The organism is Flavihumibacter stibioxidans, from assembly GCF_014332695.1.
Classification (GTDB): Bacteria; Bacteroidota; Bacteroidia; order Chitinophagales; family Chitinophagaceae; genus Flavihumibacter; species Flavihumibacter stibioxidans.
Genome location: NZ_MBUA01000012.1, coordinates 1 through 24,003 on the forward strand (window position 1 = coordinate 1; position 24,003 = coordinate 24,003).

20 protein-coding genes are annotated in these 24,003 nt (G+C 49.1%); 11 read left to right on the forward strand and 9 right to left on the reverse strand.

Annotation, left to right across the window (positions count from 1 at the left end; all coding sequences use genetic code 11):
• Window positions 1-259 (reverse strand): hypothetical protein (locus BC349_RS07135; RefSeq protein ID WP_187256003.1); only part of this gene is annotated, 259 nt, incomplete at its 3' end.
• A gap of 181 nt (window positions 260-440) precedes the next feature.
• On the opposite strand from BC349_RS07135, the gene BC349_RS07140 reads away from it, so the two are divergent.
• Entirely contained in the window at window positions 441-647 is a 207-nt protein-coding gene (locus tag BC349_RS07140) for a hypothetical protein (RefSeq protein WP_187256004.1), read from the forward strand.
• 27 nt (window positions 648-674) lie between these two features.
• On the forward strand, window positions 675-1,067 hold the full coding sequence (locus BC349_RS07145) for a type II toxin-antitoxin system VapC family toxin (protein ID WP_187256005.1): 393 nt from the start codon (window positions 675-677) through the stop codon (window positions 1,065-1,067).
• Window positions 1,068-1,687: 620 nt separating this feature from the next.
• Here BC349_RS07145 and BC349_RS07150 read toward each other — a convergent pair.
• Window positions 1,688-1,999, reverse strand: a complete 312-nt coding sequence (locus BC349_RS07150; protein WP_187256072.1) for a hypothetical protein — start codon at window positions 1,997-1,999, stop codon at window positions 1,688-1,690.
• Between the two features lie 84 nt (window positions 2,000-2,083).
• Window positions 2,084-3,358 (reverse strand): hypothetical protein, encoded by a 1,275-nt coding sequence (locus tag BC349_RS07155; protein WP_187256073.1) that lies wholly within the window; start codon window positions 3,356-3,358, stop codon window positions 2,084-2,086.
• 134 nt (window positions 3,359-3,492) lie between these two features.
• On the opposite strand from BC349_RS07155, the gene BC349_RS07160 reads away from it, so the two are divergent.
• The 4 genes from BC349_RS07160 to BC349_RS07175 are packed head-to-tail and all read left to right on the forward strand — an operon-like array spanning window position 3,493 to window position 7,811.
• The gene (locus BC349_RS07160; RefSeq protein WP_187256074.1) at window positions 3,493-6,381 is read left to right on the forward strand and encodes a TonB-dependent receptor; all 2,889 of its coding nucleotides are present in this window, start codon (window positions 3,493-3,495) and stop codon (window positions 6,379-6,381) included.
• Window positions 6,382-6,436: 55 nt separating this feature from the next.
• Window positions 6,437-7,015, forward strand: a complete 579-nt coding sequence (locus BC349_RS07165) for a sigma-70 family RNA polymerase sigma factor (RefSeq protein ID WP_187256075.1) — start codon at window positions 6,437-6,439, stop codon at window positions 7,013-7,015.
• Window positions 7,012-7,344, forward strand: coding sequence for a hypothetical protein (locus BC349_RS07170; RefSeq protein ID WP_187256076.1), 333 nt, complete (start codon window positions 7,012-7,014; stop codon window positions 7,342-7,344). Before BC349_RS07165 ends, BC349_RS07170 begins: the two co-directional genes overlap by 4 nt.
• On the forward strand, window positions 7,341-7,811 hold the full coding sequence (locus BC349_RS07175; RefSeq protein WP_187256077.1) for a Spy/CpxP family protein refolding chaperone: 471 nt from the start codon (window positions 7,341-7,343) through the stop codon (window positions 7,809-7,811). Before BC349_RS07170 ends, BC349_RS07175 begins: the two co-directional genes overlap by 4 nt.
• A gap of 2 nt (window positions 7,812-7,813) precedes the next feature.
• On the opposite strand, the gene map is transcribed toward BC349_RS07175, so the two are convergent.
• From map to BC349_RS07200, 5 genes are all read right to left on the reverse strand, one after another.
• Window positions 7,814-8,578, reverse strand: coding sequence for a type I methionyl aminopeptidase (gene map, locus BC349_RS07180; RefSeq protein ID WP_187256078.1), 765 nt, complete (start codon window positions 8,576-8,578; stop codon window positions 7,814-7,816).
• Window positions 8,579-8,600: 22 nt separating this feature from the next.
• Window positions 8,601-9,503, reverse strand: a complete 903-nt coding sequence (locus BC349_RS07185; RefSeq protein ID WP_187256079.1) for a DUF2167 domain-containing protein — start codon at window positions 9,501-9,503, stop codon at window positions 8,601-8,603.
• A gap of 70 nt (window positions 9,504-9,573) precedes the next feature.
• Window positions 9,574-9,765, reverse strand: a complete 192-nt coding sequence (locus BC349_RS07190) for a hypothetical protein (RefSeq protein ID WP_187256080.1) — start codon at window positions 9,763-9,765, stop codon at window positions 9,574-9,576.
• A gap of 21 nt (window positions 9,766-9,786) precedes the next feature.
• Window positions 9,787-10,830 (reverse strand): S66 peptidase family protein, encoded by a 1,044-nt coding sequence (locus tag BC349_RS07195; RefSeq protein WP_187256081.1) that lies wholly within the window; start codon window positions 10,828-10,830, stop codon window positions 9,787-9,789.
• A 21-nt stretch (window positions 10,831-10,851) separates the two neighbouring features.
• A complete protein-coding gene (locus tag BC349_RS07200) occupies window positions 10,852-11,625 on the reverse strand; it encodes an NUDIX hydrolase (RefSeq protein ID WP_187256082.1) in 774 nt (257 codons plus the stop codon).
• Between the two features lie 147 nt (window positions 11,626-11,772).
• Here BC349_RS07200 and metG point away from each other — a divergent pair, with 147 nt between their 5' ends.
• The 3 genes from metG to BC349_RS07215 all read left to right on the forward strand — a co-directional run bounded on the left by metG (window position 11,773) and on the right by BC349_RS07215 (window position 19,040).
• Window positions 11,773-13,935 (forward strand): methionine--tRNA ligase, encoded by a 2,163-nt coding sequence (gene metG, locus BC349_RS07205; protein WP_187256083.1) that lies wholly within the window; start codon window positions 11,773-11,775, stop codon window positions 13,933-13,935.
• Between the two features lie 81 nt (window positions 13,936-14,016).
• Entirely contained in the window at window positions 14,017-17,769 is a 3,753-nt protein-coding gene (locus tag BC349_RS07210) for an AsmA family protein (protein WP_187256084.1), read from the forward strand.
• Window positions 17,766-19,040 (forward strand): GntP family permease, encoded by a 1,275-nt coding sequence (locus tag BC349_RS07215; protein ID WP_187256085.1) that lies wholly within the window; start codon window positions 17,766-17,768, stop codon window positions 19,038-19,040. Before BC349_RS07210 ends, BC349_RS07215 begins: the two co-directional genes overlap by 4 nt.
• On the opposite strand, the gene BC349_RS07220 is transcribed toward BC349_RS07215, so the two are convergent.
• Window positions 19,025-20,362: a glycerate kinase type-2 family protein gene (locus BC349_RS07220; RefSeq protein WP_187256086.1), complete on the reverse strand. Its 1,338-nt coding sequence runs from the start codon at window positions 20,360-20,362 to the stop codon at window positions 19,025-19,027. The two genes, BC349_RS07215 and BC349_RS07220, sit on opposite strands and share 16 nt — an antisense overlap.
• Window positions 20,363-20,510: 148 nt before the next feature.
• Here BC349_RS07220 and BC349_RS07225 point away from each other — a divergent pair, with 148 nt between their 5' ends.
• Window positions 20,511-22,889, forward strand: a complete 2,379-nt coding sequence (locus BC349_RS07225) for a 3-hydroxyacyl-CoA dehydrogenase/enoyl-CoA hydratase family protein (RefSeq protein WP_187256087.1) — start codon at window positions 20,511-20,513, stop codon at window positions 22,887-22,889.
• Between the two features lie 217 nt (window positions 22,890-23,106).
• Window positions 23,107-24,000 carry an ABC transporter ATP-binding protein gene (locus BC349_RS07230; RefSeq protein WP_187256088.1) on the forward strand — a complete coding sequence of 298 codons (894 nt, stop codon included), beginning with the start codon at window positions 23,107-23,109 and terminating at the stop codon, window positions 23,998-24,000.
• The last annotated feature ends 3 nt before the right edge of the window (window positions 24,001-24,003 follow it).

Below are 24,003 nucleotides of genomic sequence, written 5' to 3' on the forward strand. Positions count from 1 at the left end.
GGGCATTTTGGCTGATGGCCAGCCTGCCCAGGCGATCATACCAGAATTTACTCATGCCGGCATCGGGTGTTTTTTGAAGCACCACCTGGTTGAGGCTGTTATAGCTGTACCTAGTTACCAGCTTATGAACCATTGGCAGGGGGTTGCCGAGCTTCCTGAAATTCCGGGTGCTATCAAGCCAGGAGTTTCGATAAATGGGCTGAACCCCAGCCGGAGATACGGTCTTCACCAGGTTGCCCGCCTGGTCATAGTAGTACAAGGTGAAATGATATTCTTTTACGGCGCTGGAGTCGGTAAATGTTTCGGTTACCGCCCAATATTTAAATGGCCATTAGCAGGGGTAAATTTGCGCAGAAGTGGGGAACAGTTACAGCGGGAATTGAGAGATCATGGGATGGGTATTACAGAAAGGGGCGGAAGAATGGTAAAATCGAGTAAATTTGAGTATTAAACAATTGGCTATGTTTGGTGAAGCGAAAAAACTACATCTCATAGAGGAGATATTAAAGATCGAAAATGATGCTGTACTGGCAGCGGTGGAAACGGTGATAGCCAAAAGCAAATTGCATGTTATTGGCCGTAAGAGCTTCACTTCATTTGCCGGCATGTGGACTAAGGAAGAAGCAGATGAATTGGAAAAACAATAGAAGAAGGCTGCGAACAAATTCATCCTGATGACTGGAAGTAAATGCCTGCCGGATACCAGCGTAATTATCCATACGTTTAGAGAAAACAATGTTGTATCGGCACAATTGGATGCTGTCTCAGAAGTGTATGTACCATTGACTGTAATCGGGGAATTATTTTATGGTGCGTATAGGTCTGCTGAACCTGTGAAGCATATCAACCGGATGCAGCTTTTTATAAATAACTGTATTGTTTTGCAGCCGGACTCAAAGACAGCGGATATTTATGGTAGTATAAAAGCGGCGTTGATGAAAAAGGGGAAACCCATACCTGAAAATGATATCTGGATAGCAGCCATTGCACAGCAATACAATCTTCAGCTTTTTACAACGGACAAGCATTTTGCAGAAGTAGAGAGTATTGCTTTGTTTGGAACATAGAAAAGGAATTGTCTCCTAAAAACACAAGTTTATATCCGTCCTAAATATGGGAGGAGGTCAGTTGAGATGACCTTTAAAATTGCCCAGGTCTTTGATGTGCCCGTCGATTATTTACTCGGAGAAGGAAACCGCGCCACCTAGGATAAAGACACCGTTAAACGACTTGAAGACATCGAAGCGCTTGACACCTTTACCAGGTCCGTTATCTACAATATCATCGACAGTTTCCTGCGCGACGCAAAAGCCAGAAAAGCTTACGCACAATAAAAAAGCTGCTGGATATATCCAGCAGCTTTTTTATTACAGCTAAATTTTGTCGCTATTATTTGGAGCATCTATAATCATTAAAATTCATGATCTAGTTCATTCACATACAGATCAGAATTATACAGCTTTCGCAACTCTCTGCCACAGTGAGGGCAATATTCAATAAATATAATTTTTATGTTGCTGTCTAAAACCTGATAACCTTCGGTTATTAGATAACGATAAATATTCCCTTTATACTTCGAACGTTCAATGAAAGGCTGACTTAGCTTAATTATCCTAAAATTCAACCCCATCTCCTTGGCCCCTTCGTATCTAAATCTAAATGTATCGCAGCAAAATTTTTTCATTGTCTATTTTTTTAGTGGCGTGGCAAGGGAATTAACTGCTTCGATAAGTTCTTTCCCCTTAAACATAAACTCTGTACTCACTTTACCCTCCATGCCATGAATCCCTGTCTTTAACTCTAACTCAGAAGTTGCTTGGAGTGCTTTCAAGGAAAATTGTGACATCTCGTATTGCATTACCTGCCCTCCACTTTTTACATATGTTGCTGCAACAGCAGCATCGTCAGTTAAAAATAGTACGGTTGAACCAACTTCTTTTCCTGTAGTTCCCCTAAACAATTGGAAATTCCGCTCTGTATAATCACTATTTTCCGTCAATAATTGATCACAGAAATCAATTCAGACAAAATCGCTGCCATAAAAGAATTGATTCGAAATTTGTACCTGATTAATAGTGGTCATTCAGACCCGGAATAAGCTGGTCAGCTTCCGTGGAATTTCCATCTGAAGCTGCCCATCTGTGTCCCAATGCCTTTTCACCTGGCCACTAGACCCTACCCTGCTGAAATTACCGGATACGAATTTAAACTGATCGTCAAAAAAAATGTAATTAATGTAAGCCTTGGGCACAGATGCACCAGATTCATTGTTTGCACCCCTAATAAAGCTTTGAGGTATTAGACCGGTATTTAAAGTATTTAGTTGTGTACTCGTTATTCCCTTGCCGCCCGCAACACTTCCTGGTGCGGCCAAAAGACCTGCAAGTAAGGTCGTAATATCCAAGGCGGTGCTATTAGAGTTGTTTACTTCGGTAGTATTCAAATAATAGGACTTTCCAAAAATATCGACCTTATCACCTGCCATCACTTTAATCATAAATTGAAGGCCCGTCTTATTACTGTTTGCATTCAATTTGTACAACTTATTACTGCCATCTGTCTGTGTTGGTGCCGTACCAGTTGGATAACTGGTATTCTGAGGCGGATTACCATTATTATTATAATATAGTTTAGTGTTTGCAGTTGATTCGGTACCCCATGAAGGAATGCTGCTTTCCGAAACCACCTTTGAATAATCAATATTGTAAAACTTCAATTCCTGATTAATCATACTATTAGCTACCGGAGTAACACCAGGTGCAGTATAGGTTCCTTCAAGTGTAGATGCTGGATAGTACTTGATTGAACTTTCGTCCGTAAGTACCATACGAACATTTCCCAAATGATCCTTGATAAAATAATCGTAATCAAATTTTGCAGCAACAGACCCTTCAGTCGGCGTATATCTAATTCTACCTTCCTCATGAGCAATAAACTGCAAAATATTATTTTCGTAAACGAATCCCGAAGAATATAAAGTTGTAGTTACCTTGGCAGGTGAAACCGTATTATCAGTAACTGTTTTAGATATTTTATTCCCATTACCATCATATTCATATGCTATTGTCCCTTTCCCAGTTAAAGTTATTAGTGTTGGCAAATTGAATTGATTGTATGTAATAGTGGAAATTTGTTTGTTTAAATCAGAAATCATATTCCCATTATTATCATAAGTATAATCGTCAGATGTTCCGTTGTTACCATCCTTAAAATCAGCGAACTTACCCTGATCCGTTGAAGAAAAATTATCAGTCACCGTCCTTAACATATTAGTAAACTCAGTGCCTGTATATTCATAGCACTTACCAATTCGACCCCAGCGGGTTGAATAACACATCGCAAAAACCCAGGTCATCATAAATGTAATATGTATTCAACCAGCCTGCATGGGAACTTCCAGATCCATTATCAGCCGCACCCCCTAAACTTCTTTTTCACCCACCGAAGGATTACCGCCGGCCTGGCGTCTAAGATGTCAGACAAGTATATTTTATGAAGATTCTGACTTTCCTAGTGACCGGTATTTTATTAAGTTTCACCGCCTTATCACAGAACATTGTGAAGGGACGCATCAAAGACAGTTCCGCCAATACCAGCCTCGCCGGCGCTACGGTTTCATTGAAAAACAGCGACTTCAGCAGAAATGCCGTTTCCGGAAAAATGGGCGAATTCACCTTTAACGATATCCCCGACGGCTCCTATAAAATCTCCATTTCCTTCGTAGGATATGAAGCCATCGAAAAAACCCTTACCCTCTCCGGCGGCACCACCAACCTGGGCGCATTTGCCATGAAAAAAGGCGGCACCCTGGAAGAAGTGATCGTGAAAGCCACCACTCCCCCGGCCCAGCAAAAGGGCGATACGGTTCAATTTAATGCCAGTGCCTTCAAAGTGAATCCCGATGCCAATGTGGAAGACCTGGTTAAAAAGATGCCGGGAGTAGCCATTGAAAACGGCCAGGTGAAAGCCCAGGGCGAACAGGTGAAAAAAGTGACAGTGGATGGCCGGGAATTTTTTGGCGACGATGCCACGGCCGCCCTTCGCAACCTGCCTGCCGAAGTAGTGGATAAGATCCAGGTATTCGACCGCCTCAGCGACCAGGCGCAACTGACCGGCGTGGACGACGGACAGGGTTATAAAGCCATCAATATCGTTACAAGGGAAGACCGCCGGAATGGCCAGTTCGGCCGGGTGTATGGCGGTTACGGAACCGACGACCGGTACCAGGGCGGCGGCTCGGTAAACTTTTTCAATAAAAACAGGCGCATTTCCGTAGTGGGACTGTTCAACAATATCAACCAGCAGAATTTTGCGGGATCCGATATACTGGGATTGTCTTCCGGTGGCAGCGGCAGGGGCGGTGGCGCAGGCCGTGGCGGCGGCGGAAACTTCCAGGTGCAAAACCAGAGTGGTATTTCAAAGACCAATGCACTGGGCATTAACTTCAGCGACCTCTGGGGAAAAAATTTCAATGTCAGCGGCAGTTATTTTTTCAACAACAGTAATAACGATAACAATTCCAGTTCCAACCGCGAACAACTGATCACCCCCGATTCCAGTACTTTTTACCGGGAACTGTCAGAAAGCAATCGCAAGAACACCAGCCACCGGGTAAATATGAGGATGGAATACAAGATCGATTCCCTCAACACGCTGATGATCATTCCCAGTTTCAATTACCAGCAGAATAATAATATCAGCAGTACTTCAGGTCGCCAGTCACTGGAAGATGGCAGTCCGACAAGCGCTACCGAAAACTTTAACCGTACCAAAGGCGACGGATATAATTTCAACAATACCCTGCTGTTCAGGCACGCATTCAAAGCCAACAGGAGAAGATCCTATTCAATCGGGCTTACAACAGGCATCAATAACCGAAATTCCACGCAGGACGTAAGCGCCATCACCACTTTTTTCAAGACAGGTGTACCGGTCATAGATTCAACCCTGCAGCAGCAGTTATCAGAAACAAGGGGATATAATCTCTCAGCCAATATCAACTATACGGAACCGGTAGGTAAAAAAGGCATGTTGCAGTTCAGCTACAATCCATCCTACAGCAATAACGATGCAGACCAGCGTACCTGGAAATTTGAGGGCAATACCGGCAAATACAGCCTGCTGGACACCAGTCTTTCGAATGTATTCCGCAACCAGACCACCACCCAGCGGGCGGGCATCTCCTATCGTTTAGGCGACCGCGACAAGAACATTTCCTTTGGGGTGGACGGGCAGCAGGCCACCCTGAAAAACGACCAGACCTATCCAAAGACCGGAACCCTGAAAAAGACCTTCAGCAACCTCCTGCCCAATGCAATGATCTGGTGGAAATTCAATGCCATGAGCAATGTTCGCCTGTTCTACCGCAGCAGTACCGGCAACCCTTCCGTAAACCAGTTACAGAATGTTATCAACAACACCAACCCGCTATACCTGACTACAGGAAACCCTGAACTGGACCAGTCGGTATCCAACCGGCTGGGCGGTCGTTTCACGTACACCAATAGCCGAAAAGGCCACAGCTTCTTCATCAACATCTTTGCCACCCAGACCGATAATTTCATTACCAACGCCACTTTCACCCCCCGTCAGGATTCGGCGCTTACCTCAACGGTGACCCTTTATAAAGGAGCACAACTGTCCAAACCCGTAAACCTGAACGGTTACTGGAACACCAACCTGATGCTAACTTATTCAATGACCATCAAACCCATCAAGTCGAACCTTACCCTGAATGCGGGCAACACTTTAAGCCGCACACCTGGTATCATCAACAATGTGACCAATGTGGCCAACAGCACCACCTGGAGCGGCGGCATGAACCTGGCCAGTAATATCAGCGAGTACGTTGACTTCAATATCAACTACAACGCCAACTACAGTACGGTGAAAAACAGCTTCCAGCAATCTCTCAATAACAACTATTTCAGCCAGAGTGCAGGACTCGGTTTAAACCTGCTCAGCAAGAACGGCTGGATGTACCAGACCGACGTCAACAACCAGTTGTACCGGGGACTGACCGCGGCCTTCAACCAAAACTTCTGGTTATGGAATATGGCTATCGGGAAAAAATTCCTGAAAGACCAGAAAGGAGAACTACGCCTCTCTGTGTTTGACCTCTTAAAGCAGAACCGCAGCATCAGCAGAACCATTGCGGCCAACTATATTGAAGACAACCAGACCCAGGTGCTGACCCAGTTTTTCATGCTGACCTTCACCTACAAGATCAAGAATTTCGGCAAGGCTCCGGCACCACAGGAGAGAAGAATGCAGGGTCCATGGGGACCGGGGGGTGGCAGGCCAGGCGGACCGGGTGGACCAGGCGGACCAGGTGGACAGGGCTTCATGCCCATGGGTTCAGGCGAACCTGGCATTGAGTAGAAAAAGAACCGGTTAATCCGGTAAATTAGCGGCATCTACCCATAACAGGCATTCGGTGAATGAATCAGAACTAATTGAAAGACTGCAACAGAGAGAAGAAGCCGCTTTCCGCCAGTTGGTGGAGGGCTGGAAAGACCGGATATACAATACGGCACTGGGATTATTACAGCAGGCAGAAGACGCAGAAGACATCACCCAGGAAGTATTTGTAACGGCCTGGCGCTCTTTGGACGGATATCGGTCGGAAGCGGGTTTAACCACCTGGTTGTACCGGATTGCGGTGAACAAATCACTCGACCTGCTGCGAAGCAGGAAAAGGAAAAAGCGGTTCGCTTTTGTGCGCTCTATCTGGGGGCAGGATGGCAGCCTCGAATCAGACGCACCCGATTTTCACCACCCGGGCGTACAACTGGAAAAAAAACAGGAGGCCGCCCGGCTGTTCAGGGCCATTCGGCAACTGCCCGACAGCCAGCAGGTGGCTTTCAGTTTGCAAAAGCTGGAGGGACTCACGATTGCAGAGATCGCAGTAGTGATGGAGTTGTCGGCCAGTGCAGTTGAATCGCTCCTTCACCGGGGCAAGGCCAATCTGCGAAAAATATTGACCACACACCATGAAGAAAATAAAGGAACATGAAACAAACAGATCACATGAGCAACCCTGCTGATGAAATAATCAACAGTCTCGACGGCATCACCCGCGCGAGCGCCGGGCCGCACCTGTATACAAGGATCCGCGCCAGGCTCGAAGAAGACCGCAGTGTATGGGCAGGCATCGCAGCATTTTTATCACGCCCTGCAGTTGCCTTCAGCCTGGTACTGCTGCTGCTGGCAGCCAATGCGCTGATCGTGCTGAGAAATCCCGCTCCGGCTGCCGAAGACAATTCCGATCAACTGACAGCACTGGCACAGGAATACAGATTTGATAAAACATCCATGCTGGAACAAAACGCTACCCTTCCATGAACCGCATCAACAATAAAACCTTACTGATCATCATCGGGGTATTGCTCGTAAGCAACCTGGCATTACTGGCGCTCTATATGACCGGAGGAAAAAAACAGGCAAAAAGTTCAGGTGCTTCACGCACAGAGCGATCACCGGTGGATTTCATGGCACGCGAGTTAAAGCTGGATGAAAAACAGGCTGCCGCTTTCAAGCTGCTCTGGGAAAGCACCCGCGAAAAAAACCGCCCCCTGTACGACTCCATTAAAGTAAGCAGGGAACAGTTATACAGCTACCTGCGGATGGAGCCGCAACCCGATTCATCCATTCGCGCCACCACAATGAAAATGGCCGGGTACGAACAGCAGTTATCGCTCAACAACTATGAGCATTTCAGGCAACTCCGGAGCTTTTGTGACAGCAGCCAGCAGGTTAGACTCGACACCCTGATCCAGCGCATGGGAAAAAGGATGCAAAGAAGAAGGTAGGCTTAATTCCAGATTTCATTGGCCGAGGTCAGGATTACCGGACCGCCATCCATTACCACAATAGTGTGCTCATGCTGGGCCACAAAACTGTCGTCGCCTGTTACCAGGGTCCAGCCATCATTGGTTTCCTTCGCATTGGATGCGCCGGTGGAGATGAATGTTTCGATGGCCACCACCATATTCCTGCGGAACCTTCCCCGGTTATACCGATCATAATAATTCGCGATGGAACCGGGATATTCATGCAGGCTTTTACCGATGCCATGCCCGGTAAGGTTTCGTATCACCCTGAAACCCTGCTGCCTGGCGGAAAACTCAATGATCCTTCCCAGTTCGGCGATACGCATGTCCGGCCTTATCGCCATCAAAGCTTTCCTTAAAATATCCTTAGAAGCGTTTACCAGTGGCTCGTGCCCGTGCAGGTCATCGCCCAGCACAAAAGAGCCTCCATTATCTGACCAGTAACCATTCAGTTCCGCAGACACATCAATATTGACCAGGTCACCGGCCCTGAGCAGTTTATCCTTTGAAGGAATACCATGCGCTATTTCATGGTTCAGGCTGATGCAGGTATTACCAGGGAAACCATAGGTAATTTTGGGTGCCGGCCCTGCCCCGAAACTCCGCAGCAGTTCGCCGCCATACTCATCAAGTTCAAAACAATTCATACCAGGTCTCGCATACTCACGCATTTTCCTGAGCGTAATGGCTACAGCCGTACTGACAGCCTTCATCGCCTCCATATCTTTTAAGGAACTGATTGACATATTGCAAAAATACAAAGGTTTTTTACGCCTCTGTATGTTGATTGACGAACGGGTTCTCTTCTTTTTTACGCCCCTTAAAACGCTTCCAGATGGCAGCTCCACCACCGGCAATGCCCAAAGCGATGAGTTTCCAGAATTTCAGCAGGATGGCAAAAAATCCGGCTTTTGCCAGCACTTTCCCAGCCACCAGTCCACCCACAGTCCAGGCAGCCACCTCATCCCCATCGGGATTAAAATCGGCATATTTATGTCCGTCATGAAAACTGACACTGTTGATCACCTTGTCTAAATGCTGTTTCACTGCAGGCAGCTCGTCCATGGTTGCCACGGCATTCAACAGGAATATGCCTTTACGTCCAAGAATCCGGAGATTGTAATTGAGTGTATGCAGACTGTCTTCACCGAATTGCAGTTCCTTGGCCCAGTGCAGTATCTTTTTATTTTCATCGTAATACGGTGCAGATGCCCAATTAATCAGCTGGATGGATTCATATCCCTCTTTGATTCTGTCAGGATTGCTTTCCTTCACATCCTTTTGCTGCTCCTTCAACAAGTCATCGTAATTAATATCTTTTGCATCCTCATCTTTCACAAAGCCCATATTGTCATAACTGATGGTAAAGGCCCAGCTGTTTTCCTGCAACACGCCCCTGTTCTCGGGAACCAGCATGCCAAGTATGTTGGCATCTTCGGGGTTACCCCAGAGGTTGGTGAGCACATAATTGCTTTGTTCTTTATCCAGGAAACGGAAACCTGCCGGCACATCCAGTTTGGCATTGCCGCTTTCCAGTTCAATACTCCCTGTCTTGTACACAAAAGAGTTTTCAATGGAGTCAATCTTAATTTGTAAACTGTCTTTTTCCTGTGCGTGAAGTGCGCTGATGCATGTCAAAAAAGTAAAAAGGGCGAGAAGGGTGTTTTTCATGATACGGTAAATAAGACCGACAAAATAATACCCTCATCCGGATTTTCAAATACCCTGTGGAAAAAACCGTTCAGATCTTTTTTAATATGCGGGAAGGCAGCATGATAATTGCCTTGACAAGTTCAAACACTCCATCCACCGCAATGCCCAGGAGGCGGAAAGGCAACAATAGCAGCCAGAAGACGGGATAAAGGATCAGGGCCAGGATGGCAAGTGGCCAGCACAATATGAAAACAATGATCCAGATAAGAAAACTTAACATGATGGTAAGTTAAGAAAAATATCAATGGATCTCTTCCAGCACAGTGGTTGCCCCGCTGACAGAGAGCCTTACATTGGCACCGCATTTAAGCGCGTAATTATTTTTCTGGTGACCCACCGGGAAGTCAAAACAGACAGGATAATTACAATCGCTGATTTTCTCCAGCACAATCTGGTAAAGGTTTTTATTGAATTCTTCTTCCGGATTTTCGGCCGGCTTTATCTTGAAACCACCTATTACCAGTCCGGCAAGGTTCTCCAGTTTCCCGCTCCGTTTCAGGTTCCAGAACATGCGGTCAATGCTGTACAGGTATTCGCCGGTATCTTCCAGGAAAAGGATCTTTCCGCCGGTTTTTATATCGGAAGCCGAGCCGGTTATGGATTCAATTGTTTTGCAGTTACCGCCGATCAGTTCCCCAACGGCAAGGCCTGACCGATTTTCAGCATGTGATGGAATTTCAAACCGCATTTTTTCGCCGAACAACATATTGCGGATAGACAGTATGGTTTCCTGTTGGAGGGCGTCGGCCTTTGTCCAGTCATCGGGAAAACTGTTGCACATTTTGGAATGGATGGATGCCACCCTGGCATGCCGGCTGAGGTGGGCGTGCAACACGGTCACATCGCTGAACCCTATCAGCCATTTGGGATGGCGCCGGAAATGACCGAAGTCCACCTGGTCGATGATGCGCACCATGCCATACCCTCCCCTTGCGCACATGACTGCTTTTATGGTCCTGTCATCCAGCATTTTCTGCAGGTCAGCAGCCCGCTCGGCATCGGTTCCGCCAAAAGTGCCGTCGCGCTTACCGATGGTATCGCCGATCCTTATGCGAAGTCCCCAGGACTCCATCTGTTCCACTGCTGGGCGGATCTCTTCCGCAGTGATATAACCGGCTGGCGAAGTGATCCCAATGGTATCGCCGGGGTTCAGGCAGGGCGGAATTTTAATGAGCAGGCTCTCCTCTTCCGCAGGCAGCCGGTTTCCTGTTGCAGGTACTGCACCCGCAAGCGGCAGGCCAAGAGAAACAGCCAGCCCCTGTTTTATGAAATCCTTCCGCTGCATATATATGGTTGACCCTTAAAATTATTGAATCTGGAATCCCATCCCTGCCTCGAGTGCCTTCTGGTATTTGCGCAAATCAAACTTATAATAATATGGCGCCTTATGGGCCACTCCGGGTTTTCTTTCTTCCAGCCTTTTCAGAATGCCCACCCCCAGTATCTTTCGCTGGAAATTCCTGCGGTCAAGTTTTCGTCCCAGGATGGTTTCATATAATTTCTGTAATTCGGGCATGGTGAATTTTTCAGGCAGCAGGTTATTGCCGATTGGCCGGTAATTCAACTGGTGACGTAAAAAAGACAAGGCATCAGCTATCAGATCGGCATGGTCCATCATCATTGGTGGCAGCTCGTACACATTAAACCATTCGCATGCGATGGAAAATTCATCAGGAGTGGGGTTCACCTTGTTAAAATCCACCAGGGCATAATACCCGATGGTAATGAATCGGTCGAACATCCAGCTACCCTCGGATTTTATACCCAGGGTCTTCAGTTTTTCATGGTTCATCTTTTGCGTAGGCCTGCCGGACTGGCCAAAAACCCTGAACTGCTGCAGGTAAATATCACCCAGATGCGTCCGCTGTTGCAGTACCCGGATGGCAGCTTCGTCCATCCCTTCCTCCCTGCCGATAAATCCCCCGGGAAGGGCCCAGCCATCGGCATAATTGGCTTTCAGCAGCAATACTTTCAGCGCGCTGTCGTGGAACCCGAAAATGATACAGTCAACCGAAACATTTCTCAGGTACCGTTCATGGCCCCTGGCAAACAAGTCCCTTATTTCTTCCTTAAACGCCATGATTTTTTAACTCCCTGCGCTAACATAAAATAATTTTTCATTTGGCGCTGCAAAAAAATGGACCTGTTGCCGGCCCTGCGCGGTATTCCTTTCCGTATTTTTGCCCTCCACCAGCCGGTTTGTCCGGACATATTAAACAAAACAAGCATGCATTTACCCAAAAGATACCTGATCACCGCTGCCCTGCCCTATGCGAACGGATTGAAACATATCGGCCACCTGGCAGGTGCGTACCTGCCGGCAGATATCTATGTCCGTTACCTGCGTGCGCAGAAACGCGACGTGGTGTTCGTTTGCGGCAGTGACGAGCACGGCACTGCCATTCCCATCCAGGCCATGAAGGAAGGCACCACCCCGCAGGCCATCATTGACAAATACCACGGGATCATCAAACAGAATTTTGCCGACCTCAGCATTTCATTTGACATATACGACCGCACCAGTTCTCCGGTGCACCACGAAACATCGCGGGAATTCTTTACCATGCTGAACGATGCAGGGGAGCTGGAAACAAAGGAGACCGAGCAATATTTTGACGAGCAGGCCAAAACCTTTCTTGCAGACCGTTATATCAAGGGAACCTGTCCCAATTGCGGGTATGACAGCGCCTACGGCGACCAGTGCGAAAAATGCGGAACCAGTCTGAGTCCCGATGAACTCATCAACCCCGTAAGCACCCTCAGCGGCCATCCGCCGGTGAAGAAAAAAACCACCCACTGGTACCTGCCGTTGAACCGCCACGAGGAATTCTTACGCCAATGGATACTCGAAGATCACAAAGACGACTGGCGTGCCAATGTGGTGGGACAGTGCAAGAGCTGGATTGACGGCGGCCTGCAGGCCCGTGCCGTAACGCGCGACCTCGACTGGGGCATTAAAGTGCCCCTGCCCGAAGCGGAAGGGAAAGTACTGTATGTATGGTTCGATGCCCCCATCGGTTATATCAGCGCCACCAAACAATGGGCCATCAACAACGGGAAAGACTGGGAACCTTACTGGTACGACAAGGAAACCAAACTGGTACATTTTATCGGCAAGGACAATATAGTTTTTCATGCCATCATCTTCCCGGTGATGCTGAAACTGCATGGCAATATCCTGCCCGACAATGTGCCCAGCAACGAGTTCCTGAATCTCGAAGGCGACAAGATGAGTACCAGCCGCAACTGGAAACTCGATATGCAGGACTTTATTGACGATTTCGTGAACAGGGAAAACGGCGGTCCGCAACTGGTTGACGCGCTCCGGTATTACCTGACCCAGATCGCACCCGAAACCAAGGACAGCGAGTTTACCTGGAAAGGCTTTCAGGATGCAGTGAACAATGAGCTGGTAGCCATTTTCGGAAATTTTGTGAACCGTGCTTTTGTACTGATGCACAAACTGACCCACGGAAAAGTGCCACCATTGCACAATGAGCTCCTGGATGAAAAAGACCACGAGATGATGGATGAGATCAAAAAGGCCAAAGCCAGGATTGAGAACCTGCTGGAAGGATACAAGTTCCGTGAGGCGCAGTTTGAAGTGATCGACCTGGCCAGGAAGGGCAATAAATACATGCAGGAAAAGGAACCCTGGATCAAGGCGAAAAAGAAGGACGCGGCAGATGCCACGCCGGAACAATCTGCAGCTTTCCAGCGGGAGATTGACAACTGTATGCACATCTGCCTGCAGCTCTGTGCCAACCTGGCCATACTGATCAATCCGTTTCTGCCGAATGCCGCCCGGAAGATGATTTACCTGATGAAGGTGGTGGAAAAAATGCTCGACTGGGAAAATGCAGGCAGCATGAAACTGCTGAGTGTGGGTTACAGCCTTCGTGCGCCGGAATTATTATTCAGAAAAATTGAAGACATGGAAATACAGGAACAAATCGACAAATTAAAGAACAACAGCCTGCCAGTGCCCGGCGAGGCCGCTGCAACAACGGCAGAACCAGCAATTGCGCCGGTAACAGACGCACCCGGCCACACAGCCATCAAGCCCACCATCCAGTTTGATGATTTCGCAAAAATAGACCTCCGTGTGGGTACCATACTGGCAGCAGAAAAAGTGGAGAAAGCAGATAAGCTGCTGAAACTTTCGGTGGATATGGGTTTTGAAACCCGCACCATCGTCAGCGGCATAGCCCTTCACTTCAGTCCCGATGAAATTGTGGGCAAACAGGTAGTAGTGGTAACCAACCTTGCCCCGAGAAAGATGCGGGGCATTGAAAGCAATGGCATGATCCTGATGGCCGAAGACGCGGCGGGCAAGCTGCACTTTGTGCGTCCGGAAAGCATGATCAATGCCGGATCGGGGGTAAGTTAATACACAGATTTTTTCGCATACACAAGGAGGTTGTTGACCAGTGGTTCGGCAACCTCCTTTTTTTTGATTATTTTGTACACCATGACCAGGCCTTCGCGGAAACAGTGGGTGCTCATAACGATCGGTGCGATATTCCTGGCACTTATCCTCTCAGTCGGACTGTTTGTCCGGCTGCGTTCAGTGGCGGCAGTAAAGCAGCTGGTTGAAACCCTTTCCAATGGCACCTATGGCTTCAATGCCAGTACCATCCGGGTAGATCCCACCCAAATGGTGGTAAGGGCCCGTCATATTCATATCTATCCCAGGAAGCCGGGTGTGGACGATACCGATTTTGAGCTCAGGGCCGACTCCCTGGTGCTTAACCTGGAAGATGTTTTAAGATTGCTCTTTCTGAATCAGCTGAGGGTAAAAAGCTTTACCATCGTGAAGCCGGCACTGGCGCTGCATGTGTACAAAAAAGACAGCCTCAAACCGAGAGAGCTGGTGCCCCTTCACCAGCAGGTTGCCAGGGTCCAGTCCATATTTTTTGAAGTGCTGCAATCCCTGGAAGTAAAAAAGTGCCTGATCAGGGACGGCTCCGTTGCCTATTATCCCGAAATGGGCAATAACCGGAACCGTTACTTCCTCAACAACATAGACCTTGCCATCGATGACCTGCACCTGCTCAAAAAAATCAGCAACTGGAACAGGGACAACCAGGTTGCCCTCCGTTTCCAGCTTCGCCAGCCGGTAATCGAATACCCCGACACCACCATCAGGGTTAACCTCGACAAACTTTTATGGGATACCCGTACCCGGAAATTTGAGCTGGCAGGTTTCGGATTTCACAAGTCCCTTACTGAACAGGGAGACCAATCGGGTCTCAGGCTGGAAAACATTGAACTGGACTCCCTGAACTGGAACAAATTACTCACGGAAGGAGTGGTCGAACTGGGCGAGCTCAAGGCATCGAAAGGCTATTTCTCCAGCAATGATTTCAGGTTCCGTAAAACCATGGACAGCCTGAGGTTAAGGAATGAAGGCAATTTGCTGGATATTATCGGTCCCATCCTGGTAAAAAACCTGGCTATCAAAGAAATCGAGTTTACAACGGTAACGCATACCCGAAGAGGCCGGGAGAACCTTCGCATTGAAGGTGAAAATTTCAATGTAAGCGAACTGCTGGTAGACAAGGACCTTCCCAACAAAATAGAACTGCAGGAGCTCGAACTGAAAGTGAGGGCCTATGTGGAATCGGGCGGAACAAAGAATTTCCAGGTGGGTTTCGGGGAGATCAATATCAATAAAAACAATCTCATACTCACCGATTATTTCCTGCACTCACCGAAAGGAAGCTGGTATGGTGAAAACAGTATTGATGTAAAACAACTGGTACTGGTAAACCTGTCCATACCGGCCCTGCTGAACGGGCGGCTGAAGGCGGAAGAGCTGGTACTTGGCGCACCGGTGATACGTCTCAATCTGCCGCCGAAAAGGAAGAGTGCCCGGCGTTTCCCCTGGCAAAGGATACAACGCAACATCGCTCGCAAGCTTGATATCGGCACCATCCGAATACTGGATGCGGATGTTTCCGTTACACAATCCGGGCAACAGGTTCCGCTGGTTCAGACGGATTCATTTTTTGCGGTTATCCCAAGCCGTTACCTGCTCAGGGCAAGGGACCTGGATTCCCTTTTCAGGGGCGAGAATTCCTTTATGCTGCCCCGCCTGGCATTACGCATTCCCGGCTGGTGGATAGATTGCAGCAATGTTTCCTTCAGCAACCAAACCTTCTCTGCGGATTCAACCGGAGGCTTCAGTGAAGACGGCAGGATCCGGTTCGACCTCAGGCAGCTCAAGGCCGGGGATATTAATCTCGCCAGTATTTTCACCGGCAGAAAAAATGACTGGATGAACACATTGGAGGTCGGCAGCGGATCACTTGAAATAAATATTACCAATGGTCCGGGAACCTCATCCGGCACGGGTTCCGGAGCCACAGACTTGCCACCGACCATCGTGAAGAATATCCGCTCCGGCCCGCTTCAACTCAGGATTGGCGGGAACAACTGGCTGATGAGTACCAGTATCGACACCCTGTCGGTCGATGGTTTAAAAAATGAAAACGACAACTGGTCATGGAGTGGCCTGATGGCAAATGGCGGACAAATCAGGGTAAAGCATGCTGAGGTCAATGGGTCTGCAGAAAGTTTCCGGATCACCGGCGACCAGCAGCTGGTCCTGGGCAGGGGAGACTGGGAAATCAACGATAAAAGATTCCAGCTAAAAGCAAGGATGGAAGGGATACGGATGGACCATCGCATCAGTGGACCGGGCATAAAGTTTTCAATGATCCGGCAGATAGATTTGCAACAACCAATTATAGATGTGTTGCTGAAGCGATCCGATGCACCTGAAGAAGACACGGGCGAAGAGACAAGCACCCTGCTGCCCGCCATCAACCTGGTTGATCCAACGGTGATGGTCAGCCGCGAAAGCCTGGAAGGCCGCGAGTCCCTGTTCAGCGCCCGCGGAGGAAAGATATCAACAGCAGCCATTGAAATAAAGGATGACCGCTTTATAACCGATGCCATCCGCCTCGACCAGGTGACCATAGAAAGGAAAACCGCCAAACTGAAACTTCACCTGCCCTCTCTCACCCTGCATACAGGAAAGATTGAATATGGCCTTGGAGAGGCTTTTGAAACCAGTGTACTGGCATTGGAAACCAGGAGTGCCCACATACATTATATTGATTCGGGGAGGCGGGTCTCACTGCTGGGGGTCAATGCCCGCCTGCAAAAACCCTTCCAACTGAACAGTTCGAAAGATTCCATGGCAAAGCTGTTTACGATCCTTCCCCAGGTAAATTTCCAGGCAGAAAAAATTGAGCAGGAAAATGATACCCGGCAATTCAACCTGTACCGGATCAGCATGGATGCGGCGGACAAATCACTTCAGTTCGACAGCCTCAGCTGGACTGCCAGATTATCACGTGACAGCTTCTTCAGGTCCCTGGCTTTTGAAAAAGATTATATCACCCTGGGCACAGGTGCGGGAAGGTTGCGGGAGTTTGAATACCGGTCATCGGGTCCCCGGTCTTACTGGCATGCCGGCCGGTTAAACCTGTCGGACATGGACCTGCTGGTAGAAAGGGATAAAAGAATAACAGATGACACCGTTACCTACCGGCCGATGCTGATTAAAAGTTTGCAGCAACTGCCTTTTTCTTTCATGCTGGAAGAAATTGATCTCTCCCATGCCAGGATTCGCTATCATGAAATCAACGAAAAAAATGGCGCGGAAAGCAGGATATGGTTTACAGAAATGAATGGTAATATCCTGCATGCGGGCAATGCCGCCATTGGCGCCGGCGACAGTCTTAGGATCAGTTTAAATACGAAACTCATGGGTGCCGGTCCGATGAAATTTTTATTCAGCCAGTCGTACAGCGACAGCCTCCAGGGATTTGAAATATTGTCCACTGTTGGCAGGATGAACCTGGATGCCCTGTCGCCCCTGCTGCAGCCATTGGTGAACGTCAGGATCAAATCCGGACAGGCAGACACCGTTTGGATGAAAGTATCTGCCAATGATTTATCGGCATCCGGAAGGATCAGTTCAGAATACCGCGACCTCAAAATACACCTGCTGCAAGAAGATGGGCAAAAACGGGGCTTCATGAGTTTCCTGGCCAATACCGTTGTTCCCAATAAGAAGAAAAGAAGCAGCGAACTGTATCGGGAGCGCCTGCGCAACAAATCCATTTTCAACTATTGGGGTAAAATCGCCCTGAGCGGATTGTTCACCAACCTGGGCATCGAGAAACCACCCAAAAAGAAAAAAACCAAATGACAGGGATAGCATTGCTGCTGGTCATACTTGCATCGCTCCTATTCATCATCATAGGCTGCGCTGTTCTTAAATGGCACCCGATGATCGTGCTGCTGGTGGCTGGTGCCGCCTGCGGGCTAATAACGGGAATGCCTGTACGCAAAACTCTGGATACCCTCTTAAGTGGCGCCGGCGCGGTTTTCAGCAGCATCGGATTTCTGATCGTGTTCGGTACGTTATTGGGCGAAACACTGGAAAAATCGGGAGCGGCCCAGGCACTGGCCAATATCGCCGTCAAAAAACTGCATAAGCGCTATTTATTACAGGCCACCGGTATCATCGGCATGCTGGTGGGTATCCCGGTATTTTGCGATGCAGGTTTTATCATTCTCACCAGGCTGGTAAGCAATATGTCTGCCGAAGCGGCCCTTGCTCCGGGCAGCATGCAACTGGCCCTGGCATCCGGACTTTACTCTTCGCATGTACTGGTACCTCCTACTCCCGGCCCTATGGCAGCGGCTGGAAACCTCGGACTGGCGGAACACCTGGGCTGGGTTATTTTATTCGGACTCATTGCGGTGATCCCCGCATTATTCATCGCCTGGTGGATGGTTGGAAAATATAAGGGAGAAATTCTTACCGGCGAACCCGCCACCCGGCCGGAACCGACGGCAAAAGGCACCATAAATATCTGGCGCGCAATCATCCCTTTACTGCTTCCCTTGTTACTGATTACGGCCGGAGGTCATCCAGTATTTGCCTTGTTCATCAGCTCGATGCTGGCATTGCTTTTAACCGCAATAAAGCGGCGCGCCGAATGGACGGGATGGATCAACCAGTCACTGGTACAATCGGGGCCCATCATACTGATCACCACAGCCGGCGGCGCATTTGGTGCTATATTGAAAGCCACCAGCCTGCAACAGATGATGGAAGAATTTGTGCGGGACCAGCAGATCAGCACCCTGATCATTTTCCCTTTTTCATTTGCGCTGGCGGCCCTGCTGAAATCAGCACAGGGCTCCTCCACTGCGGCATTGATCATCAGTTCATCCATGTTGTTTCCCCTGCTCGGGCCATTCCACCTGGATCCGCCACAAACCGCACTGGTATTACTTTCTATTGGCGGTGGCGCGATGACCGTAAGCCATGCCAACGACAGTTATTTCTGGGTCATCCACCAGTATGCCAGAATTCCCGTGCACGATTTATTCCGCTACTACAGCATCACCACCGGGCTGATGGGATTAACTGTACTGCTCAGTTCCATGCTGCTTTACCTGGTGGTGTGAATGAGTATGACAACCAGGTCCATCACGTTGGTTTGCGTGGGACCGGTAACGATCAATCCGCCGGTGGCGTGAAAAAAATGCCAGGCATCGTGCGCTGCGAGGAAGGGTGCCGGATCAAGTTGCAGGGATTTCATTGTTTTGACAAGGTTGCCATCCAGGACTGCACCTGTTGCATCCGTGGGACCATCGCTGCCATCAGTCCCACCACTTAACACAACAGGCCATCCAACCAGACGGCCCTCATATTCCTCCCGGAGTAAAAACTGAAGCGCGCTCAGCACAAACTCCTGGTTGCGGCCACCTTTTCCGGCGGTATCATTTTTTATCGTAACGGTTGTTTCCCCACCGGCAATATAACAGGTGGGTGCGGAGTGTTCTTTAATCATGATATCACGGAGAAGGCTAACCGCAGTTTGCGAGATTTCACCGGATAATTGTTTTCCGATCTGTTCTACGTGATAGCCCAATGCTGATGCCTGCGCTGCAGCGGCCTGCATAGCAATGGCATTGGTGGCCACCAGGTGATGAAAGATATTTTCAAATATCGGATCACCCGGTTTGGGTGTATCGGGGATCTTGTTTTGCAAACCCGCTTCCAGCGATTGTTTCAGGGGCAGTGCAAGTTGTTCCGCAAGGGCATACTTCTGAAGAATGCGATTGCAATCCGCAAAACCGGTACCATCGGGATAAAATGGGCCGCTTGCAATCACAGACAGGTCATCGCCCGGCACATCACTTAAGACGAACTGGTGGATCCTTGCCGGAAATGCCAGCCTGGCAAGTTGTCCGCCCTTGATGCGTGAAAAATGTTTCCGCACGGTATTCATCTCTTCAATAGAAGCACCACAGTGTAGCAGGCTTTTGAACAAGTCCTGCAGCATATCCAGGCTGCTCTTTTCCGGCAGATCCGCCACCAGGGCTGAAGCCCCTCCGGAAACCAGCACTATCAGCAGGTCCTTCTCCCCCGCTTTCGAAACCATTTCCGTTATTGCTTTTCCCGCCCGGATGCTTTCTCCATCCGGCACGGGATGCCCCGCTTCGATCACCGGCCATTGCAGTCCGGGTAATACATGTCCGGCCTTCGTCACCACAATTCCCTCATCAACCAGGTCGCCCATCACCGCCTGTAATTCCAGGGCCATGGCTACCGAGGCCTTGCCCATGGACAGCAGGTAGATTTTATGAAAAACACTTCGTTCGTACACCTGTTCGCCCAACCGGAATCCGGTGCCGGAACGCCGGATAAACCGGGGCATAAAGCGGCCGGGCTTCACTGCATCGCAGCCTGCTTCGAATATTTTCCTGGCATCTTCCGCTGACATAAGTCCAAATTAAGGGATCAAAATTTTAGCCTGAATTAATTTAAAATTTAAAACAAGATTCCGGTGAAAATCATAACTTCGACCTAATTAGTTGTTTAGCTAACTATTTTTTCTTGCCTTAGGCTAACCACACAAACAGACTTGTTATATGAAAAGAACGATCAAAAAAGTTGCCGTACTTGGAAGTGGTGTAATGGGTTCAAGGATTGCCTGTCACATTGCCGGAGCCGGGCTGCCGGTTTTACTGCTTGACATGGTACCTAAGGAGGCAGCGGACAGTACGGATGCCGGCGCCCGCAACAAACTGGTGAACGATGCGCTGCAGGCCGCGCTCAAAAGCAATCCATCTCCCGTATATACAAAGGATGTGGCAAAAAGGATTCGCACCGGCAATTTCACCGACAACATGAAGGAGATTGCGGGATACGACTGGATCATTGAAGTGGTGGTGGAAAGACTCGATATCAAGAAAATCATATTCGACCAGGTAGAGCAGTACCGCAAGCCCGGAACCCTGATCACTTCCAATACTTCGGGCATTCCGATCCACCTGATGGCGGAAGGACGCAGTGAGGATTTTAAAAAACATTTCTGCGGAACACACTTCTTCAATCCGCCGCGCTACCTGCGTTTGCTGGAAATCATCCCTACCCCGGAGACCAGTAGTGAAGTGGTTGATTTCCTGATGGATTTCGGCAGCCTGCAATTGGGTAAAACGACCGTGCTTTGTAAAGACACGCCGGCGTTTATTGCCAACAGGATTGGGGTGTACGGCATTATGGCCATATTCGGACTGGTAGAAAAACTGGGACTCACCATAGACGAAGTGGATGCGCTGACCGGACCGGTCATTGGCCGTCCGAAATCAGCCACCTTCCGCACTGCGGACGTAGTGGGCATTGATACCCTGGTAAAAGTAGCCAATGGCGTAGCGGATAATTGTCCCGCTGACGAACAGCGCGCCGCATTTGCCATTCCGGCCTGGCTGGGAAAAATGGTGGAAGGAAACTGGCTGGGCGATAAAACAGGCCAGGGATTTTTTAAGAAAACAAAAGGTACCGGAGGTGAGAAAGAGATACTCACCCTGAACCTGTCGACCATGGAATACGGACCGCGGCAGCGACCAAAATTCGCCACCCTGGAGGCGGCCAAACCTGTTGATGACCTGCGCACCCGGCTGAGCATGCTGGTGCAGGGAACCGACAAAGCCGGTGAGTTTTACAGGCTGTTCCACTATGGATTGTTCTCCTATATCTCCCACCGCATTCCGGAAATTTCGGATGAGATCTATCGCGTGGATGACGCCATGATGGCGGGTTTCGGCTGGGAGATAGGAGCCTTTGAAAGCTGGGATGTACTGGGTGTGGAAAAGACCCTGTCCAAAATGAAGGAAGCCGGTTATGCCGTTGCCCCCTGGGTGGATGAGATGATCGCATCCGGTGCAAAAAGTTTTTACAAGGTGGAAAACGGAAAGCGTTTATACTATGACGTGAGTACGAAATCCTATAAGGCAATTCCCGGTGGTGATGCCTTTATTGTGATGAAGAATTTCGCGGGACAGACCGTCTGGAAGAACAGTGCCTGCAGGGCTTATCACCTGGGAGATGATGTACTGGGACTGGAATGGAATACGAAAATGGGAAGTATTGGCGGTGAAGTGCTGGAAGCCATTCAAAAATCAATATCACTTGCCGAAGAAAAATACAAGGGACTGGTGATTGCCAATGACACCCCTAATTTCAGTGCGGGGGCCAATGTGGGCATGATCTTTATGTATGCGGTGGACCAGGAATTTGATGAGCTTGATATGGCCATCAGGCAATTCCAGCAGACCATGATGCGGGCTCGTTACTCATCCGTTCCTGTGGTGGTGGCGCCGCATGCGCTGACATTGGGCGGAGCCTGTGAGTTGAGTTTACATGCCGACAAGGTATGTGCTGCGGCGGAAACCTATATCGGGCTGGTGGAACTGGGTGTGGGGCTGATTCCCGGCGGCGGCGGCACCAAGGAATTCGCGATGCGGGCGGCCGATGAAATGCATGAAGACGAACCCGAAAATATTACCCTGAAAAACCGATTCCTTACCATCGCCACGGCGAAAGTTGCTACATCCGCGCAGGAAGCCTATGAGTTGGGCATCTTACGTAAAGGGTTAGACGAAGTGGTGATGAACCAGGGCCGCAGGATCAGCGAGGCCAAAAAATCGGTGATCGAAATCTACGACAGTGGTTATGTCACTCCCGTACCAAGAACCGATGTAAAGGTACTGGGCCGTTCAGGCCTGGGCACCCTGCTGACCGGAATTAACGGAATGTGGAGGGCCAATTATGCCACCGATCACGATGCGCTGGTAGCCCGCAAACTCGCTTATGTCATGTGCGGCGGCGATCTCAGCGAACCCACCCTGGTAAGTGAACAATACCTGCTGGACCTTGAAAGAGAAGCATTCCTTTCGCTCACCGGCGAAAAGAAAACCCTGGAACGCATCCAGAGCGTATTGAAATCAGGCAAACCCGTAAGGAATTAATTAGGTGTCTGACATGTTCCAGGTGTCTGACACTTCCAAAGTGTCAGACACCTGGAACATGTCAGACACCTAAAAACTTTATATAACCACACATGAGCCGGCCGGTCCCACCTGGGGCCGGCCTTTTTCTTTCTTTCCCGGCAAGAGTTAATGGTATTCCAGCAAATAATTTCCGGAATAGTGAGGCTTGGATTATCTTATCCAAAAATTGACTGTCATGGATGTACTCAGGCTGGACAATATCTCCAAATCTTATGGTAAGGTAAAAGCCCTTCAGGGGGTGAGTTTAACAGTGCCTGAAGGTACGGTCTTTGGAATTCTTGGACCTAACGGCAGTGGCAAAACCACCCTGCTCAGTATCATCCTGGATGTACTGGCAGCAGACAGCGGCCGGTACCTATGGTTCGGACAACCACCCTCGAAAGAGCAGCGAAAGAGGATCGGATCACTGCTCGAAACACCCAATTTCTACCATTACCTCTCGGCAGTAAACAACTTAAAGATCACCAGTAGCATCAGTGGACGGGGAGATGTTCAGGATATAGCACACACACTTCGTTCGGTAAACCTCTACGAACGCCGCAACAGCCGCTTCAGCACTTACAGCCTGGGCATGAAACAACGCCTTGCCATTGCCGCCGCCCTCCTGGGAGCGCCGCGGGTACTGGTTCTGGATGAGCCCACCAATGGACTTGACCCCGTAGGAATTGCAGAGATCAGGGAACTGATCAAAACACTGAACAAACAGGGGCATACCATCATTATGGCCAGTCACCTGCTGGATGAAGTGGAGAAAATCTGCACCCATGTAGCCATACTTAAAACCGGCAAAATCATAACAACCGGCCCGGTGGACGAGGTCCTGGCAGACGAGGAACTCGTGGAATTAAGCGCTGACAACAACGCTGACCTACAAACGCTTTTACAATCTTACCCGGGTGTGATAAGCTACAGGCCAGAGGGTAAGTTACTTGTCCTGCACTGCGAAAAAGGTACGGCGGACCCCGGCGGAATTAATCGCTATTGCTTTGAACATGGGCTCACCCTGCAGCATATTGCCCTTAGAAAGAAAAGATTGGAAACCAGATTTTTTGAACTGACCAGTAATTAATAC

Coding starts and splice junctions, on each gene's coding strand:
- BC349_RS07145 (WP_187256005.1), top strand. CDS start 675: ATGACTGGAAGTAAATGCCTGCCGGATACCAGCGTAATTATCCATACG.
- BC349_RS07155 (WP_187256073.1), bottom strand. CDS start 3,358: ATGATGACCTGGGTTTTTGCGATGTGTTATTCAACCCGCTGGGGTCGA.
- BC349_RS07160 (WP_187256074.1), top strand. CDS start 3,493: ATGAAGATTCTGACTTTCCTAGTGACCGGTATTTTATTAAGTTTCACC.
- BC349_RS07170 (WP_187256076.1), top strand. CDS start 7,012: ATGAAACAAACAGATCACATGAGCAACCCTGCTGATGAAATAATCAAC.
- BC349_RS07175 (WP_187256077.1), top strand. CDS start 7,341: ATGAACCGCATCAACAATAAAACCTTACTGATCATCATCGGGGTATTG.
- map (WP_187256078.1), bottom strand. CDS start 8,578: ATGTCAATCAGTTCCTTAAAAGATATGGAGGCGATGAAGGCTGTCAGT.
- BC349_RS07185 (WP_187256079.1), bottom strand. CDS start 9,503: ATGAAAAACACCCTTCTCGCCCTTTTTACTTTTTTGACATGCATCAGC.
- BC349_RS07190 (WP_187256080.1), bottom strand. CDS start 9,765: ATGTTAAGTTTTCTTATCTGGATCATTGTTTTCATATTGTGCTGGCCA.
- BC349_RS07195 (WP_187256081.1), bottom strand. CDS start 10,830: ATGCAGCGGAAGGATTTCATAAAACAGGGGCTGGCTGTTTCTCTTGGC.
- BC349_RS07200 (WP_187256082.1), bottom strand. CDS start 11,625: ATGGCGTTTAAGGAAGAAATAAGGGACTTGTTTGCCAGGGGCCATGAA.
- metG (WP_187256083.1), top strand. CDS start 11,773: ATGCATTTACCCAAAAGATACCTGATCACCGCTGCCCTGCCCTATGCG.
- BC349_RS07210 (WP_187256084.1), top strand. CDS start 14,017: ATGACCAGGCCTTCGCGGAAACAGTGGGTGCTCATAACGATCGGTGCG.
- BC349_RS07215 (WP_187256085.1), top strand. CDS start 17,766: ATGACAGGGATAGCATTGCTGCTGGTCATACTTGCATCGCTCCTATTC.
- BC349_RS07220 (WP_187256086.1), bottom strand. CDS start 20,362: ATGTCAGCGGAAGATGCCAGGAAAATATTCGAAGCAGGCTGCGATGCA.
- BC349_RS07225 (WP_187256087.1), top strand. CDS start 20,511: ATGAAAAGAACGATCAAAAAAGTTGCCGTACTTGGAAGTGGTGTAATG.
- BC349_RS07230 (WP_187256088.1), top strand. CDS start 23,107: ATGGATGTACTCAGGCTGGACAATATCTCCAAATCTTATGGTAAGGTA.